Origin of the sequence: Amycolatopsis sp. NPDC049253 (assembly GCF_040678995.1) — a bacterium.
Classification (GTDB): Bacteria; Actinomycetota; Actinomycetes; order Mycobacteriales; family Pseudonocardiaceae; genus Amycolatopsis.
Window position 1 is genome coordinate 51873 of sequence record NZ_JBFAQX010000029.1, and the last position, 17374, is coordinate 69246.

A 17374-nucleotide genomic window follows, 5' to 3' on the forward strand; every position below is an offset into this window, starting at 1 on the left:
ACGGCCGCGCCCACCACCGCTGCGCACGAGGAGAGCCATGACCACAGACCTACCCGTCAGGGCGCTGCTCGCGGACGGGGAGGTTGGTCTCGTCCGGACGCTGCGTCCGGCGGATGCGGATGCCGTGCTGGCGCTGCACACGCGCCTCGATGAACGCGACCGCCATTTCCGGTTCCTCGGCCCCATGCCGTCCACAATGGACCGTTTGGCCAACCGGATCGCGGGGGAGCCCGGCGACACTCATGCGGGACTTGGGTGTTTCCTTGAGGGAGACCTCGCGGGGGTGGCCCACTACGAACGGCATGCCGGCTCGGTGGAGGCCGAGATCGCCCTGGTCGTCGACGGCACCCACCGGGCACACGGGATCGCGACCTTGCTGCTGGAGCACTTCGCCGCGACGGCGCGCGCGCGGGGATCGAGCGGTTCATCGCGGAGGTGCTCGCCGAAAACGCAGGTCATCAAGGTCTTCTCCGAACTGGGGCTGCCCTACCGAGTGGCCCGTGACGGCGCGGAGTGGTCGGTCACGCTGTGGCTCGACGTCGACCACTACCCGGAGGCGATCGCCCACCTCGACGAGGTCGCCGAAGCCGCGAGCCTCGCGCACATGCTGAACCCGGAATCGGTCGCGGTGATCGGGGCGGGTCGAACAACCCGGATCGGTCGGCCACGCCGTGCTCGTCAACCTGCTTCACAGCGGGTACCCAGGCCACGTCGACGTCGTCATCCCCATGCCGCATGGATTCTCGGAGTCCGGTGTTCACCGTCGATCACGGAACTGAGCGTCGCGCCGGCCGAGTCCGTCGCGAAGCGCAGTCGAGGAGTGCGGCGCCTGCGGCATCCGTCTGCTGCTCGGCGGCATCGTGTTCGAGGTGCGGATCGCTGCTTGCTGATCTACACCCCCCGGGGGCTCCAAAGCGTGTTCGACTTGGTGCCGCCTCCGGCGTGGGTGTTCGCGATGCCGGTGTGCTCGTGTGGGGCGCCGATGAAATCTTCCGCCGGGCGACGCACCGCGGACGGGGACGTCTGCCCCACGCCGGGTGACTTTGTGCTCCGGTACGGCCGCCGCGTTGAGGCGAGCATGGGGAATGTCGGGGCGTTTGCCTCGCCCGCGGTCCGGGAGGACACTCATGACCCACGTACGGAACCTGGCCGACCTCCGGCTCGCCGACGCCGAGGTTGCCGGTGGCAAGGGCGCGAACCTCGGTGAACTGATCGCGGCCGGCTTCCCGGTGCCGCCCGGGTTCGTGATCACCCGCGACGGCTACCGATCGGCACTGGAGACGGCCGGTGTGCGGGCCGAAATCGCGGACGTGCACGCCAAAGCGCTGACCAACGTCGACGATGCCGCGGCGCTGGCCGAAACCTGTGAACGGCTGCAAGCCCTGGTTCGCTCGGCAGGTCTGACCACGGAGCTGGCCGAAGAAGTAACCACCGCCTACCGGGAACTAGGCGACTCCGTCTCCGTCGCCGTGCGGTCCTCAGCGACCGGTGAGGACGGCGCTGAGGCGTCGTTCGCCGGGATGAACGCCAGCTTCACCAACGTGGTCGACGAGAGCACCCTGGCCCAGCGCGTCGTCGACTGCTGGGCGTCGCTGTTCTCACCGCGGGTCGTGAGTTATCGCGCGAGCCGCGGATACGCGGCTGAACCCGCAATCGCGGTGGTCGTGCAACAGATGATCTCGGCCGACCGAGCGGGCGTGATCTTCACAGCGGATCCGCGGACCGCCGAGCGGGACCAGGTCGTGATCGAGGCCGTCTTCGGCCAGGGCGAGGCGATCGTCAGCGGGGCCGTCGAGCCCGACACCTACGTGGTCGCCAAGCAGGACCTGCGAGTGCTCAGCGCTCGCATCGGCACGCAGTCGCTCAAGATCATCCCCGAGGTCGGCGGCGGCGACGTGACAATCCCCCTGAGCGCACAGGCCGGCGGTCGCCGGGTACTCGACGACGCAACCGCGCTCGAGCTCGCCCGCCTGGCTTCGCGGGTCGAGGACCACTACGGCATGCCGCAGGACGTGGAATTCGCGATCGAGGACCACCGGACGTGGCTCGTGCAGTCGCGGCCGATCACGACGCTGCCACCCGACCGCGAACCCGAGCCGGGCGCGCTGGTGACTGGACTGGCCGCCTCGCCCGGTGAGTCGAGCGGGGCGGTCCGCGTGCTGCGGGATCCGGCCGAAGCCGAGCAACTGCGAGATGGCGAGGTACTGGTCGCGCCGATGACGAACCCGGACTGGGTTCCGGCGATCCGCCGCGCGGCGGCGCTGGTGACCGACGGCGGCGGGATGACTTGCCACGCGGCCGTGGTCGCTCGGGAGCTGGGTGTGCCGTGCGTGGTCGGGACCGGCGACGCGACCCGGGTACTGGCGGACCGGACGCTGGTGACGGTCGACGGGAGCCAGGGCGAGGTACGAGCCGGTGCAGTGGTGCACGAGCCGGCACGCATGACGCCGACGGCGGCTCCCGCGGCCCCTGAGACGATCGGGACCCGGCTCTACGTGAACCTCGCGATGCCCGAGCACGCCGTGGAAGTCGCGGCACAGGCCGTGGACGGGGTCGGGCTGCTCCGGGCGGAGTTCCTCCTCACCGAGGCGCTTGGGGGCCGCCATCCTCGCGATCTGCTCGCGCGGGGCGAGCAGGAGTCCTTCGTGACCGCGATGGCGGATTCTCTTGCCGCGATCACGACGGCGTTCGCCCCGCGCCCGGTGATCTATCGCACCACCGACCTGCGCACGAACGAGTTCCGCGGCTTGGCCGGCGGGGAGGCGTTCGAGACCGAAGAACGCAACCCGATGATCGGCTACCGCGGCTGCTACCGCTACATTCGCGAGCCCGACTTGTTCGCGCTCGAGCTGAAGACGCTCGCACAGGTGCGGGAGCGCACACCGAACCTGCACCTCATGATCCCGTTCGTGCGCACGAAGTGGGAGTTGGAGGCGTGCCTCGAGCTGGTGGACACCAGCCCGCTGGGCCGGCAGCGCGGGCTCCTGAAGTGGATCATGGCGGAGGTTCCCTCGGTGGTCCACTGGCTGCCCGAATACGTCGGTCTCGGCATCGACGGCGTGTCGATCGGCAGCAACGACCTGACCCAGCTGGTGTTGGGCGTCGACCGCGATTCGGCGGAGTGCGCGGAACTGTTCGACGAAGGCGACCCCGCGGTGCTGGGCGCGATCACGAACATCGTCCGCACCGCGAACACCTACGGCATCACCTCGTCCCTGTGCGGTCAGGCGCCCTCGACCAACCCGGCTTTCACCGAACATCTGGTGCGGGCCGGCATCACGTCGATCTCGGTTAACCCCGACGCGATCGGTGCCGCCCGGCACGCGATCGCCGCCGCCGAGCGTCGCGTCCTGCTGGACGCCGCACGGTGACCCATCCGAATCTTGAGTCAGCGAAGGAGAACACCGTGACCACAGTGGACGAGAGCGACATCGTCGTCGGCGTCGACGGCTCTGCGGGCAGTGCGGCGGCCCTGCGCTGGGCGCTGTCCGAAGCACACACCAGCGGCCGCCGGGTCGTCGCGCTGAGAGCCTGGACCTTTGACCCGACCTCCGACCTGGAGTCCGCGGCGACGCAGTCACCGCAGGACATCGAAGCTCGATACCGCCGGCAGCTGGAGCAGTCCGTGGCCGATGCGCTCGCCGGCGCCGAGCCCGTGCCCGTGCACGCGGAAACCGTCGACGGCGCCCCCGGCCCGGCCCTCGTGCGGACGTCTCAGAACGCCGCGATGCTCGTCGTCGGCAGCCACGGCCACGGCCGGTTGCTGCGGCTGCTCGTCGGCTCCGTTTCCGCGTATTGCCTGAAGGAGTCGCACTGTCCGGTCGTCGTCGTGCCGGTCCGCACGGCAGAGGAGTGCGGCCCGGTACCCGAGGCGGACGGGGTCGGGACGTACCAGCCCGGCCCGCTGTTGTGAGGAGCGGATGATGACCGGACGGCACGAAGTGGGCGCTGTGATGACGACGGACGTGGTGAGCGTTCCGCTCGGCGCGCCCTTCAAAGCGGTGGCAGCGCTGCTCGAGCAACGTGGAGTCGGAGGTGCTCCCGTCGTGGACGAGCGCGGACACGTGGCTGGTGTCGTCTCCCGCGGTGACCTGCTCGAGCGCGAAGTCGAGCACCGGGGTTTCGGTCCGCGGGCGCGGCGGGCCCGGCGCAAGGCCGAAGGGGTGTTCGCCGCCGACCTGATGACCAGCCCGGCCATCACGATCGGTCCGGACGAAGACGTGGTACGGGCGGCGCGACTGATGGAATCCTGTGGCGTTCACCGGATCCCGGTGGTGGACGCCGGCGGTGCGCTCGTCGGGATCGTGTCACGAGCCGATCTGGTGCGGGTCTTCCTTCGGCCGGACAAGGATATCCGTGACGAGGTTCGCGACGAAGTGCTCACGAAGGAGATGTGCGTCGACCCGCGGTCTTTGAGCATCGCGGTGCACGACGGGATCGTCTCGATCCGCGGCACGGTCGAGCGCTACGGCATGATCGGGCTCATCGAATCGCTGGTCCGCCGCGTCGACGGGGTCGTCGAGGTGCGCGCCCAGCTGACGGCCCAATTCGACGACCGACGCATCCGCCCGGAAGAGCCGGCCTCCGGTGGTCGGTTCGGCCGGCGGTCGCTGCGCCGGCCCTGACTGTGTGACAGCGAATCGGCCACCGTCCTTTCCGGATGCTGGCCGATTCGCTGTGCAGCACGGGTCACTGACGGAACAGCGCCACCTTCAGCGCCTCGCTGTCTTGAGGGTGCGCGAACACGTCGTAGGCTTCGTCCATCTCCGGCAGGCCGAACCGGTGGGTGACGAACCGGCTGGTGTCCAGCCTGCCGGCGGCCAGCATGCGCAGCAGCATCGGGGTGCTCCAGGTGTCGACGAGCCCGGTGGTGATGGTGACGTCGCGAATCCACAGCTGTTCGAGGTGGAGCGTGGCGGGTTTGCCGTGCACGCCGATGTTCGCCACGTGCCCGCCCGGACGGACGAGTTCGGTGCACAGTTCGAACGCCTCCGGGACACCGACCGCTTCGACGACCACGTCGGCGCCGCGCCCGCGGCTCGCCTCCTGCACCGCCTCGGCGGCCTCCTCGGGCCCCACCGCCAGGTCGGCGCCGAAATCCTTCGCGGCGCCGAGCCGGGTGGGTTCCTTGTCCACCACGACGGTCGCGGAAGGGCTGTAGAGCCGCGCAGTGGTGATGGCGGCCAGCCCGATGGGCCCGGCTCCGACGATGACCACGACGTCGCCGGGGCTCATCTGCCCATTGCGGACACCCACCTCGTAGGACGTGGGCAGGATGTCAGCGAGCATCAGCGCGGGCTCGTCGCTGACCGACGGTGGTAGCCGGTAGGTGGACGTGTCGGCGAACGGGATTCGCGCGAGTTCCGCCTGGAGGCCGTCGACGAGGTGCCCGAGGATCCAGCCGCCCCCGCCGAGGCACTGGCCGTAGGCGCCGCGCCGGCAGTATTCGCAGCGGCCGCAGGCGCTGATGCACGAAACGAGCACGCGGTCGCCGGGCCGCACCGTGCTGACGGAGCCACCGGTGCGCAGGACGGTGCCCACGGCCTCGTGGCCGAGGACGCGCCCGCGCTCCACCTCCGGCACGTCGCCGTTGAGGATGTGCAGGTCGGTGCCGCAGATCGTGACCGCGTCGATCCGCACCACGGCGTCGGTGGGGTCGGTGATCTCCGGATCGGGGTGGTCGGTCCAGGATCGGCGGCCCGGACCGTCGTAAACGAGTGCTTTCACGGTTTCCTCCTGCTCGGTCGCTTGCGGACGTTCAACGCAGCCATGCCCGGTCGCCGGTGAACGCGGCCCAGCGGCGGGCCAAGCCCCAGGTGTCGCCGGCGAGCGTGGCGGCGAGCACGACGAGGACGAGCGCGTAGATGACGTGGTAATCGATGAGCGGGTGGGTCGAGTGTGTCGCCTCGCCGGCGCTGGTGAACCGTGCGGGTGGCCATTCGCTGGCCCACATGAGCAGCAGTAGGACCGCGCCGGAGATCGCAGTGATCCGCAGGGCCACACCGGTCACGAGGGCGAGGCCGATGCCGAGCAGTCCGGCCATGAACAGTCAGTCGGCCCACCAAGTGCCGGCCCAAGCGTGGAACGTCGAGGCGAGCGGCCCCAGTTCGACGTTGCTCAAGAAGTCCTGAGTCGGCGAGCCTCCGCGGATCCAGGCGCCCGCGGCGGTCGTGGCGTAGCCCAGGCCGAGCAGCTTGTCGGCGAATGCCCACAGGAACACCAGTCCCATGGCGATCCGCAGCAAGGCGAGAGCGCGGCCGCCGACGGCCCGGCGCGGGTGGCGTGGCGCGGGCCGCTCAAGCTCGCGCCGTGCGGGAACCTGTGCGTCGGGAAGCTTTTCGTGCTCGGGATTGAAAGACATGATCCCTCCGTTCGTGGTCGGCCCCGAGTGCCGGGACGCGGCGGTGGATCACTCTGGAGCCGAAGGTCCTCGCTCCACAGGCCCTTGGCAGCCGGGTCGCAACCGGCCCCACCGGAAGTACGCGAGCGGCCCGGCGAAGTTGACGGCGATCACCGCCGCCCACACGGCTTTAGGGCCGCGGACCTGCCCCGCCGGCCGGTGCGTGAGGTCCCACCACGCCGTCGCGGCCAGAGACACCTGGACCGCGGCGGCGCCGGCCACGACCCGCCGCTCGGCGGGGGACAGGTCTGCCCAACTGCGGCGGGTGGCGCGGTCAGCGCCGGGCGAGTTCACGGCCCACCAGCTCGACGAGTTCCACGGTCCGGCACGCGTAGCCCCATTCGTTGTCGTACCAGCCGAACACCTTCGCGGTGTGGCCGTCGGTCTTGGTGAGGCTCGCGTCGAAGACGCACGAGGCCGCGTCGCCGATGATGTCGCGGGAGACCAGCGGTGCTTCGGTGTAGCGGACGATGCCCTTGAGATGCCCCTCCGCGGCCTGTTTGTAAGCGTGGTTGACTGCGTCGGGCGTGACGTCCTGGTCGAGCTCGACGGTGAGGTCGGTCAGGGACCCGTCCTCGACGGGTACACGGATGGCCACACCGTCGAGGCGCCCGGCGAGCGCGGGGATGACGTCGCCGATCGCCCGAGCGGCACCGGTGCTCGTCGGGATCAGGTTGACGGCGGCCGATCGCGCCCGCCGCAGGTCCTTGTGCGGGCGGTCGAGCAGCGCCTGGTCGCCGGTGTAGCTGTGGATCGTCGTCAAGAACCCGCGCCGGACACCGAATGCTTCGTGCAGCACCCGGATCATGGGCGCGAGGCAATTGGTCGTGCACGAGGCGTTGGAGATCACGTGGTGCGCGTTCGGCTCGTAGGTGCCTTCGTTGACGCCGAGCACGATTGTCGCGTCGACGCCCTTGCCCGGCGCGGAGACGATCACCTTCCGAGCGCCCGCAGTGAGGTGTCCGGCAGCCGCTTCGCGGGTGCGGAAACGGCCGGTTGCTTCGAGGACGACGTCCACGCCGAACTCTCTCCACGGCAGGTTCGCCGGTTCGGGTTCGGAGGTCACTTGCAGTACTTGGTCGCCTGCTTCGATCGCCGAATCGATCACCTGCACCGGAGCGTGCAGCGGACCGTAGGTGGAATCGTGGGCGAGCAGGTGCGCGAGGGTGTCCGCGGTGGTGATGTCGTTGACCGCCACCACCTCTACCGCGCTGTCCGGCTGTTCGAGGAGGCGACGCACAACGTCGCGCCCGATCCGGCCGAACCCGTTGATGCCGACTCGCACGGTCATGGGGACTCCTTCACTGCGATGGCGTGTCCGTTTACCGTGCGCCGCCGACGGGCAGCCGGACGAGGGACGTTGGCGGGTGCCTGCGAGGACCTTCGTCCCGGGCGCGGTCGACCTCGACCGGCACCTCCTCGTCGGTCTGCTCGAATCCTTGTCGCCTGAAGCGGTGGCTGGTGGACCCGTTTTGGCACCGGGCTCGTGCGGAAGGCGGACTTGGAACGATGGGGTGGCGAGGGGTCTGCAGGTGCCGAGCACGAACGGGTGGACGGCCGCAGCGATCGTGCGGCGCTTGGTGCCCGTCCTCGTTCCCGGGTCAGCGCCCGAGCGTCTCGCGTCGGCGTTCGTATTCGTCCTGGCCGATCTCCCCGCGGGCGAAACGCTCGCGCAGGATGCCCAGGGCGCGGTCGCTGTCCGAGGTCGGCTTCGGCGTCCTCCGGAGCAGGACGGCTGTGACAACTCCGGCGGCGGTCAGCACGGCGAGGAGCACGAGGACCGCGACCAAGGGGCCGACCCAGCCTCCGGCTGTCCCGTAGTGCCAGTAGGCATGGTGTTCACCTTGATCCGGTCAGTGCCACTGGTCCTTGGTTTCGTCCCGCAGGTCGGCAGTGTCGAGTGCCGCCAGCACCTCTTCGAGGTCGCGACGCGGTGTCGCCGGCAGTGGGTCCGCGTTGGCGGGGGCCCAGCCGAGGCGCAGGACCATCTGTGGGAAGGTGCCCGACGCGACCTTCGCTTCCACCGTGCGCCGGACGTCCGGCAGCTCGAGGGGTTCGGTCAACGGGCAGGTGGCGAGGCCGAAGCGGGTCGCCGTCAGCAACGCCGCGCTGGTGGCTTCGCCTGCCCGCAGCCGCGACATCCGGTCGTCGGACGCGGTGCTCAGCACCAGCAGCACGGTGTCGTCCTTGTCGCTGGTGGCGCCGGGCGCCTCAGGCAGCTCAGGGTCGGAGAACATCCGAGCCGGGAGCGTTCCGGGGCTCGTGTCCACAGCTGGAGCGTTCCGCGAGGGGACACCGTCCGGTGCCGCGCGGCGGCCGCTCCAGGCAGCCAGCTCGACGCGGTAGGCGGGATCGTCGCGGTGCCGCCGGGATGCTTCCTCGATGGCGGTGGCGAGGTAGTACCGCTCCGCCGCTTCGGCCACGAGCAGAACCACGCCCTCGTCGGCCACCGCGTCGGCGATCGATTCGAGGTAACCACGGGGGACCTCCCACGAGCTGTATCGGCGGCGGTCGGTCCGGCGGCGCGGGATGGCCGCGGCGAGTGCGACCTCATCGGCTGTGGGTTCGCGCCGGTGGAACTCGATCGCGGCGAGGTGGCCGGGCTGCGAAGGGTCGGGCAGGCGGTGCACGTCGGTGTGCCAGCCGAGCGCTGCGAAAGCGATGCGCGCGTGGTGCAACGACGCGCCGCAACCGATGAGGAGATCACGCCCATCCGGGTCGGTCTCGGGCAGTTGCCGGGACGGGTCGGCGTAGAGGTGGAGCGTGCGGTCGCCGACGGCCCAGCGCCACGGCTGGGAGTTGTGGACCGAGGGCGCGCGGATCGCCATGGCCACTGCGATGTGGACGGTGAAGTCATCAGGGAGTCCGTGTTCCATGGCCGCCTGCCTGCTCGTGTCGTGAGGTCGTCAGCTCGACCGTGTCAGCCGCCCGCTGTGCCGTGGAGAGTCGGAGTTCCCCGGGCCGAGGGACCTTCGCCGTGCCCGGCGAGCACGGCAAGCGCGAGGGCGACGGATTCCTCCTGGCTGCCGGCCGTGTCGACGGCGAAAGACCCGGGCCACGCGTCACAATCGGTCGCCATCGCCACGGCGATTTCCGGGCCGGCGTCGGAATACGACCCCATGCGGGTGGCGAGGCGATGTTCACGGAGCGCATCCGGCGCAGTGCACCTCAACGCGACCAGACGGCTACTCGTGCTCGCGGCTACAGCGGCGACCTTCGCTCGTTGGTCCGCTGAGGTCCACGAGGCGTCGACGACCACGGTCTCGCCGAGGCCGAGGAGTTCGGCGGACCGCCGGACGAGTTCGTCGTAAGTTCGGTCCGTCCACTCCGGCGTGTAGATCCCGTGCAGGTATCCCGAGGGAACGTGCTCGCCTGGGCCGATGCCGGCGAGCTCCTTGCGCACGCGGTCGCTCTGCAACAAGCTCGCCCCGAGCGCATCGGCAAGCCCACCGGCCACAGTGGACTTGCCCACGCCGGGCAGGCCACCAACGAGAATGACCCGCACTTCGCCCGCCTGGAGATGGCGCCGTGTCTGCTCCGCATACTCGCGGGCGAGCTCGGCGGCGGTCGGGTCGCCCTGCGCGTGGCGGAGACAGGCGACCTTGGCGCGGACGAATGCGCGGTAGGCCAGGTAGTGGTGGCGCAGAGCCGCAGGAGCGGGGTCCCCGGAGAACTCCGCATACCTCCTCAGCAGTTCGGCCGCGAGCTCCGGCGCATCGAGTCGGTCGAGATCCATCGCGAGGAACGCGACGTCGTCAAGCCCGTCCACGTGCCGAAGATGGTCGTCGAACTCGAGGCAGTCGAGCACGCGCGGGCCATCGTCCAGGCAGAAGACGTCGTCGGCGATGAGGTCGCCGTGTCCGTCGACTATGCGGCCTTCAGCGATTCGCTGCACGAACAGCTGTTCTCGCCCGGCCATGAACTCCTCCACGAGGAGTTCGATCTCGGTGGCGACGGCGGTGTTCAGCACGACTCCGTGGAACGGCCGCACCTGGGCGAAACTTTCCCGCCAGCGCGCCAGGACGGCGTCTCGGGTGCCATCCGCTTGGATCAGCAGGCTCCGCTCCGCCGCGGCGTGGAAGACGGCGAGCTCCCGGGCCAGCGCGCGGACCACCGGCACGAGCGGCTCACCTCGGCGGACGAGCGTGGAGAGCCGGCGCTCGTCGGGCATGCGACGCATCACGACGAGGTGGTCGTGGCCATCCGGTCCGCTGAGCTCCGCGACACCGAGGTAGACGTCGGGCGAGAGCCGCCGGTTCAGTTCGACCTCCCGACGGCACACGCGTTCGCGCGCCGCCGGAGTAGTGAAGTCGAGGAACCCGAGATCGACGGGCTTCTTGAGCTTGTACGCGCGGTCACCCACCAGGAAGACCACGCCGCTGTGCGTTTCCCGCACCGCTGCCCACGGTTTCGTCTCGGCCATGCGGTCCAGCTTCGCGACGGCGAGGGCGGCGACGGCAGGGCGTTAGGTCACCGTCGACGTGCCTTTGGTCCCCATGGCCGGAAGTCCCGGAGCACCGATGACTTCCGGCCGCATCCCACTGTGCGTCGTATCGGGCACGCTGGGTCGGATGAAGCTTGCGGCGGTGTTGCCGGGGGTTACGCAGCTGCGCCGCTATCGGCGAACCTGGCTGCGCGGCGACGTCGTCGCGGGAGTCACAGTGGCGGCTTACCTCGTGCCGCAGGTGATGGCCTACGCCGAGGTGGCCGGTCTGCCGCCGGTGGCCGGCCTGTGGGCTTCGATCGGCCCGCTCGCCGTGTACGCCTTGCTGGGTTCGTCGAGCCGGCTGTCGGTCGGGCCGGAGTCGACGACGGCGCTGATGACGGCGGCCGTCCTGGCGCCGTTCGCAACCGGCGACCCCGGCCACTACGCGACGTTGGCGGCGGTGCTCGCGGTACTCGTCGGCGGGTTGTGCCTCGTGGCCGCGCTCGCGCGGCTCGGGGTGCTCGCCGAACTGCTGTCGAAGCCGGTTCTCACCGGCTACATGGTGGGCATCGCGGTGCTCATGGTCGTCGGCCAGCTCAGCAACGTCACCGGGGTTCCCGTGGATCGCGATGGTTTCGCAGGCGAGCTCTCGTCGTTCTTCAGCGAGCTCGGGCAGGTGCACTGGCCGACCGTCGGACTCGCGGCGGCGGTGTTGTTCGTGCTGCTCGTCCTCCGACGGGTCGCGCCGTGGCTGCCGGGGCCGTTGGTGGCGATCGCCGGAGCCACGGCGGTCGTCGCGTTTGCGGGGTTGCCGGGCATCGAGGTGGTGGGGGCGTTGCCCGCCGGCCTGCCGCCCGCGTTGTCAGGGTTCTCACTGGCGGAGGTCGGGCAGCTGGTCCTCCCGGCTCTCGGCATCACCATCGTCGCGTTCTCGGACAACGTGCTCACCGCGCGCGCCTTCGCGGCCGGCCGAGGCGAAGAGATCGACTCGAACCAGGAACTGCGCGCTCTCGCCGCCGTCAACGTGTCCTCCGGATTGCTGCACGGCTTCCCGGTCAGCAGCAGCGGCAGCCGCACTGCCCTCGGCTCGGCCGCAGGCAGCAGGACACAGCTGTACTCCTTGGTCGCCCTGGGCACGGTGGTGCTCATCGTGCTCTTCGCGCGACCATTGCTGGCCCAGTTCCCGACAGCGGCGTTGGGTGCGCTGGTGATCTTCGCGGCCACCTACCTCGTCGACATCGGGGAGCTGCGCAGGTTCGCGCGATTCCGCCGCAGCGAGCTGCTGCTGGCCCTGCTGACCACGGCGGGGGTGCTCGCGCTCGGTGTGATCTACGGTGTGCTGGCCGCGGTGGGATTGTCCGTCCTGGACCTGCTGCGGCGGATAGCCCGGCCGCACGACGGGATTCTCGGCATGGTGCCCGGGTTGGCCGGGATGCACGATGTCGACGACTATCCGGAGGCCGCGATGGAGCCCGGTCTCGTCGTCTACCGCTATGACGCGCCGTTGTGCTTCGCCAACGCGGAGGACTTCCGCCGACGGGCGCTCGCCGCGGCGTCGGGCGAGATGTCAGGTCCGGTGAGGTGGTTCGTGCTGAACGCCGAGGCGAACGTCGAACTCGACGTCACCGCGGCTGATGCACTCGACCAGCTGCGCGAGGAGCTCACCCGCCGTGGTGTCGTGTTCGCCCTCGCAAGGGTCAAACAGGACCTGCGTGACGATCTCGAAGCCGCCGGACTTGTCGAGAGGGTGGGCGAGGAGCGGATTTTCCCGACCCTGCCGACCGCGGTGGGCGGCTACCGCGACTGGCTAACCGCGCAGGGCTGACGATAGTCCCGGTGTCCCGGGACGAACGGCTGCATCGGCGGGGGACAGGTCAGATCTATGGTCGTGCTCCGCCTCCCGGACTTGGAGGAAACACCATGACCGCACCCGCAAACGCGCCCATCGTCGTCGCCATCGACGGCTCGGAGACCACGACCGCCGCGGCCGTGTGGGCGGTCGGGGAAGCCCTGCGGCGCCACGCTCCGCTGCTCGTGTTCACCGCGTATGGGCTGGAAGACGCGTCATTCGGTGGCAAGGCCTACCCGCCGTCGGACTGGCTGGCAGTCAAGCAGGCCGAAGCGGAAGGATGGCTGCGCCGGACACGCGAGACACTCGACGCCGCCGTGCCTGGGCTTCGGATTTCGACCGAAGCGACCGACAGGGGCCCCGTGCCCGCCCTGCTCGACGCGTCCGAGCGCGCGCGGATCCTCGTCGTCGGTGAACCGACCGGCCCGCTGCTCGGCCTTGTCAGCGGTTCTCCTGCCGTCGATCTGGCTGCGAAAGCGCACTGTCCGGTTGCCGTCGTGCGCGGCCATGAAACCATCGACGGCCCAGTGGTCGTCGGCGTCGACGGCAGCGCGCTCAGCGACGCGGCGATCGGCTGGGCCTTCGAGGAAGCCTCGCTGCGCAACACCCGCCTCGTCGCTCTCCACACCTGGTATGACAGTGACCTCTCCCAGACCCGCTTCGGCAGCGTCATGTTGCCGGACGAGAACCACCAGGAGACCGGCCGGCGCCTGCTCGTTCAGCGCCTCACCGGCTGGCAGGAGAAGTACCCGGACGTCCCCGTCGAACGCCTTGTCGAGCAGGACAAGCCGCGCCACCGGTTACTCGCGTTGAGCAGCGACGCGCAACTCGTCGTGGTGGGCAGCCGCGGCCGGGGTGGCTTCACCGGCTTGGTGCTCGGGTCGACCAGCCAGGCCTTGCTGCATCACGCGCAGTGCCCGGTGATGGTTGTCCGTTCAGAACGCTGACCGTTCACGCGGCAGGTACGACTGGCGGGCGCCGGTTCCGGGCCGGCGCCCCGATCACGGCGAGCAGGGCCAGAACCACCCGGGCGACGAGGACACCGAATGGCTGCACTCGCGCCTGGTGCACATCAGCCGACCCTTCGGCACCCGAGGCCGTCACGTGTCACGTCCTGCTCGGCGGCCGGTGGAACGCCCCGGCGGGACGAGACGTCGTGATGGACGGTCGCGGCGGCGCTTGTCCCGGCGCGTCGCGGTGATAGTGAAAACGACCCAGCCGGCGGCCGTCAGCCCCAGCCAGGTGATGCTCCGGTAGAGGACAACCGCGACCGCGGCCGCGGGAGCCGTGATCCCACCGGCGGCCAACGCCGCGAGCAAGCCGGTCTCCGCGGGGCCGGCGCCCGCCGGTGTGAGCTGAACGCCGATGCTCGCCTGAACGGCAAGGTAGCCGACGCCGACCGCGGACCAAGGCACCACCGCGTCCGCGCTCGCCGCGACGCACGCCGTGAGTGCCAGGTAATCCAGCACCCAGCTGGCCAGCGTCCATGCGATCAAACCGGGCCATGCACGCCCCGCAGGACGGAACCGGGCGACGCGGCCCAACACTGAGTCGAGCGGGCTCGGCTCATCCCGGACCCAGTGCTGATTCCGGATCACAGGCAGGTGCCGTCCCAGCACTACGAGTCGGTGCGCGATCCAGTGCAGCGCGGCAGGCTGGCGTAGCAGCTTCCAGGTCACCAGGCTGATCGCCGCGAGCAACACCGAGACGGCGAGCGCAGCCGGCCAGACGAGAAGGCCCACGCCGAACAGCAAGGCAGGGGCGAGCACGACGAGCACCATCGCAGACAGCAGCGCGGCGACCGCGGTGGACCACAACGACACCGCCGTGTCGACGCCCCGCCCCCGCAGCGCGGCCACCATGTATGCGACGCCGGCGGTCGCTCCCGCCGAGGGCAGCGTCTGAGCCATCGCATTGCCGACGAAGTTCACTGCCTGCACCGTGCTTCCACGCACATGCACACCGGCGCAGCGAAGGAGCCGACGATGCAGCTCACCGTATGTGACCAGCGACGCCACGGCCAGGACGATCGCGACCGCCACCCACGACCAACGCAGCGCGGTGAACCGAGCGCCGAGATTGTCGACGCTCGCCAAGGTCGGTGCCAGCCGCCAGACCGCGACGCCGACACCCGCGACGGCCAAGAGCACGTCGAGGGCGATCCGTCCGTTGACGCGGCCACGACCACGACGCCCGTGCGCCTTTCCCCGATCGCCGGTCACGATGGCCACACCCGCTATCAGCGCAGACCGGCGGTGAGGAACCCGGCCGGGCCGGCGGCCCCCTGGCCCGACGGAGTGGCGCCACTCGACATTGGCCCCGTGCGTGCCTCGGCAATCCGCCGATCGGTCGTTGTCTCGCAGGATTCACCCAGGTCGGTCTTGCCGGCCGGTTGCTCCGGTGCGGGCCTGCCGACGTTCCGTCTGTCCCGGCCGAACCCGTCGAACCTCAACTGCGTTGCCACGTCGACTCCTTCTCCGCAAGACTCCGAACGTTTCACTCGGCGAGGTCCTCGACCTAGGGACCAAGTTCTCCCATGAGCGAGAAGTACTGCCTTCTCTTCGGCCAAGGCACGTTCTCAGCGACGCCCGGTCGCGCCGCGGCACCCGAAGATGGTCGAATTCGCCGGTGCACGGCTGTTTCGCTCAATTCCGCACCGATCCCGTGGCGCGGCGTCTTTGCCATCTGGACATCGCTCCGGACCCACGTTCCATACTCGGCCGGAGGCGTCATGGGAGGAAGTCGCCTCGACCGGGCACCAGAGCAGGCTTGCCGCGGAGACTGCCCGCAGTCTCTTGGCTGATTCCCTGTCGGTCAGGTTTCCGTGCTGCTGCCGCGAGCCACCAGGATGTGGGCTTCTTCGTACCGGTGGGTGCGGTGTGGAGGGTGAAGTTGTAGGAGGGGTCTGCCAGCTCTGCTCGCAACACGGCGAGCACTGCCCGCAGGCAGTACGCCAGCGCATCGACGACCGCGCGCGGTGCTCTCGAGAAGTCCGCTTGCTGCCCCCGGGGCGCGAACTACACCTCGAAGTCCGCCGCGGATGCGAACGGGCTGAAGGCGACCACCTGCTCGTCGGCGAAGACGATCCGGCTGCCTGCGTTGAGCTCGACGGTCAGGACGTCCTCCGCCAGTCTGCGGCGTCGCATGGTGTGGTGTGGGCAGGCGATGTCGAGCTCGCGGCGGGTGGCGGCCGACAATACCGGAAGCCCGGCAACCTGGGAGCGGCCTTCGCCGTCGGCCAGCCGCCATGTCTCCGCCGGGGTGTCCTCACCCGCGCCGGGGCAGAACGGGCACACCTCTCGGCCGCGCCGCCGTGCTGGCGAGACAGCCGTTCGTGCGCCAGCACCGACCACGCCTGCGGCTCCGAGTTCCAGCGCAGTTCGCGCCGTGCCGGCGTCGGATCGTCATGTCCGTCCTTTCCGGACCGACGCGAGAAACTCGTCCGGCAGGCCTGGGAGCAGAACCGGTGGAGGAGGTCCCCCTGGCGCACCGTCCGGGACTCGTCGCCGGGCATGGTGGACAGAGGGACTGCCCAGTGGCCGCGCAGCGGCGCGGCGGGCCGGTACACCAGGGTCAGCTGGCGGGTGGCGCGCGTCGCGTGGTCTCGCCGCACCGCGGCACGTGAGCCGCACGGCGGCGCCGAGCTCTTCGACCACGACGTCCAGTGGACAGTCGCATGATCGGGTCGATGGTCACGGCGTCCTCGCGTTCGTCGCATCTCTGCTTTCGCTTACACAGCGGGTGTGACGAAGGCACCACGTACTCGGCCGGCGGTACCACCCGGCCGGCCGATGGGCCGATTTCCCACTCCATGGGGGACTTCGGGCCTCAGCCGGTGGCCGGGTGCGGGCGCACGATCAGCACCGGGCAGGCTGCGTAGTGCAGTAGCGCCTGGCCGGTCGAGCCGAGCAGCAGGCCGGGGAAGCCGCCACGGCCACGGCTTCCGACCACGACGAGCTGGGCGTCCTGGCTCCGGGTCAGAAGCTCGTGTCGGGGACGGCCGGACGCCAGGACCTGGTCTACGTGGACGTTGGGGTACCGGCGGGACGAAGCCGCCAGGTACTCGTCGAGCGGTGGCGCTTCGCCCGCCTCGCTCCCGGTCAGATCTCCGTCATGGGTCGCATGGAACACGACGAGGGGTGCCTTGAGGGTACTGGCCTCGGCGAAAGCGGCCTCGGCCACTGCGGCGGACGCGGGACCGCCGTCGATCCCAGTGAGCACAGGGCGGGCGGCGTCGGGCTCGTCCCAGCTCTCGCCCTGGACGACCGCGACGGGGCAGGGAGCGTGGGAAGCTAATGCGCTGGAGACGGATCCGGTGAGCAGAGCTGCGAAGCGGCCGTGGAAGGACCCGCCGACAGCCACACAGGACGCCGATCCGGCCAGGTCGAGCAGAGCCGGCGCCGCGCGGTCGGGGTCGAGCCGCTCGCGAATGTCGAGCGCACCGGCGGCGTTCGCCAGCTCCTGCGCCGCCCGCAGGTGGTGGCGGCCGCGCCGGCGGAGCGTCTCCTTCATCTCGTCCGGCAGCGGGACGATCCCGCCTGCCGTCACATCGGGAAACGCTGTGGCGTGGACCAGTTCGAGGGGAAGCTGATGGCGGACCGCAGCACGGGCGGCCCAGCGCACGGCGTGGAAGGCCTCCGCCGAGCCGTCCACTCCGACCACGATCGGCGCAAGGCTGGAAGCAGGCTGATTCATCTCG

16 protein-coding genes and 2 pseudogenes are annotated in these 17374 nt (G+C 70.1%); 7 read left to right on the forward strand and 11 right to left on the reverse strand.

Annotation, left to right across the window (positions count from 1 at the left end; all coding sequences use genetic code 11):
* Positions 1 to 37: 37 nt before the first annotated feature.
* The 5 genes and pseudogenes from AB0K15_RS39100 to AB0K15_RS39120 all read left to right on the forward strand — a co-directional run bounded on the left by AB0K15_RS39100 (position 38) and on the right by AB0K15_RS39120 (position 4625).
* Entirely contained in the window at positions 38 to 1207 is a 1170-nt protein-coding gene (locus AB0K15_RS39100) for a GNAT family N-acetyltransferase (protein ID WP_364062757.1), read from the forward strand.
* Positions 1128 to 3371 (forward strand): phosphoenolpyruvate synthase, encoded by a 2244-nt coding sequence (gene ppsA / locus AB0K15_RS39105; protein ID WP_364062760.1) that lies wholly within the window; start codon positions 1128 to 1130, stop codon positions 3369 to 3371. The genes AB0K15_RS39100 and ppsA overlap by 80 nt, the downstream gene beginning before the upstream one ends.
* Positions 3372 to 3406: 35 nt before the next feature.
* The gene (locus AB0K15_RS39110) at positions 3407 to 3913 is read left to right on the forward strand and encodes a universal stress protein (protein WP_364062763.1); all 507 of its coding nucleotides are present in this window, start codon (positions 3407 to 3409) and stop codon (positions 3911 to 3913) included.
* A gap of 40 nt (positions 3914 to 3953) precedes the next feature.
* Positions 3954 to 4091 (forward strand): annotated as a pseudogene (locus tag AB0K15_RS39115) (CBS domain-containing protein); the annotation flags it as partial.
* A gap of 72 nt (positions 4092 to 4163) precedes the next feature.
* On the forward strand, positions 4164 to 4625 hold the full coding sequence (locus AB0K15_RS39120) for a CBS domain-containing protein (RefSeq protein WP_364062874.1): 462 nt from the start codon (positions 4164 to 4166) through the stop codon (positions 4623 to 4625).
* A 64-nt stretch (positions 4626 to 4689) separates the two neighbouring features.
* Here AB0K15_RS39120 and AB0K15_RS39125 read toward each other — a convergent pair whose 3' ends face one another.
* From AB0K15_RS39125 to AB0K15_RS39155, 7 genes and pseudogenes are all read right to left on the reverse strand, one after another.
* Complete coding sequence (locus tag AB0K15_RS39125; protein ID WP_364062766.1) at positions 4690 to 5727, reverse strand: alcohol dehydrogenase catalytic domain-containing protein; 1038 nt, start codon at positions 5725 to 5727, stop codon at positions 4690 to 4692.
* Positions 5728 to 5758: 31 nt separating this feature from the next.
* Positions 5759 to 6361, reverse strand: a pseudogene (locus AB0K15_RS39130) (hypothetical protein).
* A gap of 48 nt (positions 6362 to 6409) precedes the next feature.
* Positions 6410 to 6694 (reverse strand): PLDc N-terminal domain-containing protein, encoded by a 285-nt coding sequence (locus AB0K15_RS39135; protein WP_364062769.1) that lies wholly within the window; start codon positions 6692 to 6694, stop codon positions 6410 to 6412.
* The gene (gene gap, locus AB0K15_RS39140) at positions 6675 to 7691 is read right to left on the reverse strand and encodes a type I glyceraldehyde-3-phosphate dehydrogenase (protein WP_364062772.1); all 1017 of its coding nucleotides are present in this window, start codon (positions 7689 to 7691) and stop codon (positions 6675 to 6677) included. The genes AB0K15_RS39135 and gap overlap by 20 nt, the downstream gene beginning before the upstream one ends.
* A gap of 310 nt (positions 7692 to 8001) precedes the next feature.
* On the reverse strand, positions 8002 to 8190 hold the full coding sequence (locus AB0K15_RS39145; protein WP_364062775.1) for an SHOCT domain-containing protein: 189 nt from the start codon (positions 8188 to 8190) through the stop codon (positions 8002 to 8004).
* A 63-nt stretch (positions 8191 to 8253) separates the two neighbouring features.
* Entirely contained in the window at positions 8254 to 9276 is a 1023-nt protein-coding gene (locus AB0K15_RS39150; protein WP_364062778.1) for an NAD(P)H nitroreductase, read from the reverse strand.
* 44 nt (positions 9277 to 9320) lie between these two features.
* Positions 9321 to 10823: an AAA family ATPase gene (locus AB0K15_RS39155; protein ID WP_364062781.1), complete on the reverse strand. Its 1503-nt coding sequence runs from the start codon at positions 10821 to 10823 to the stop codon at positions 9321 to 9323.
* A gap of 148 nt (positions 10824 to 10971) precedes the next feature.
* On the opposite strand from AB0K15_RS39155, the gene sulP reads away from it, so the two are divergent.
* Positions 10972 to 12651: a sulfate permease gene (sulP, locus tag AB0K15_RS39160; RefSeq protein ID WP_364062784.1), complete on the forward strand. Its 1680-nt coding sequence runs from the start codon at positions 10972 to 10974 to the stop codon at positions 12649 to 12651.
* 95 nt (positions 12652 to 12746) lie between these two features.
* Complete coding sequence (locus tag AB0K15_RS39165) at positions 12747 to 13622, forward strand: universal stress protein (protein ID WP_364062787.1); 876 nt, start codon at positions 12747 to 12749, stop codon at positions 13620 to 13622.
* Positions 13623 to 13775: 153 nt separating this feature from the next.
* Here AB0K15_RS39165 and AB0K15_RS39170 read toward each other — a convergent pair whose 3' ends face one another.
* The 4 genes from AB0K15_RS39170 to AB0K15_RS39185 form a co-directional block, all read right to left on the reverse strand.
* Positions 13776 to 14906, reverse strand: a complete 1131-nt coding sequence (locus AB0K15_RS39170) for a lysylphosphatidylglycerol synthase transmembrane domain-containing protein (RefSeq protein WP_364062790.1) — start codon at positions 14904 to 14906, stop codon at positions 13776 to 13778.
* 8 nt (positions 14907 to 14914) lie between these two features.
* Positions 14915 to 15139 carry a hypothetical protein gene (locus AB0K15_RS39175; RefSeq protein WP_364062793.1) on the reverse strand — a complete coding sequence of 75 codons (225 nt, stop codon included), beginning with the start codon at positions 15137 to 15139 and terminating at the stop codon, positions 14915 to 14917.
* A 553-nt stretch (positions 15140 to 15692) separates the two neighbouring features.
* Positions 15693 to 15821 (reverse strand): hypothetical protein, encoded by a 129-nt coding sequence (locus tag AB0K15_RS39180; RefSeq protein WP_364062796.1) that lies wholly within the window; start codon positions 15819 to 15821, stop codon positions 15693 to 15695.
* 682 nt (positions 15822 to 16503) lie between these two features.
* On the reverse strand, positions 16504 to 17370 hold the full coding sequence (locus AB0K15_RS39185) for a universal stress protein (RefSeq protein WP_364062799.1): 867 nt from the start codon (positions 17368 to 17370) through the stop codon (positions 16504 to 16506).
* Positions 17371 to 17374: the final 4 nt, after the last annotated feature.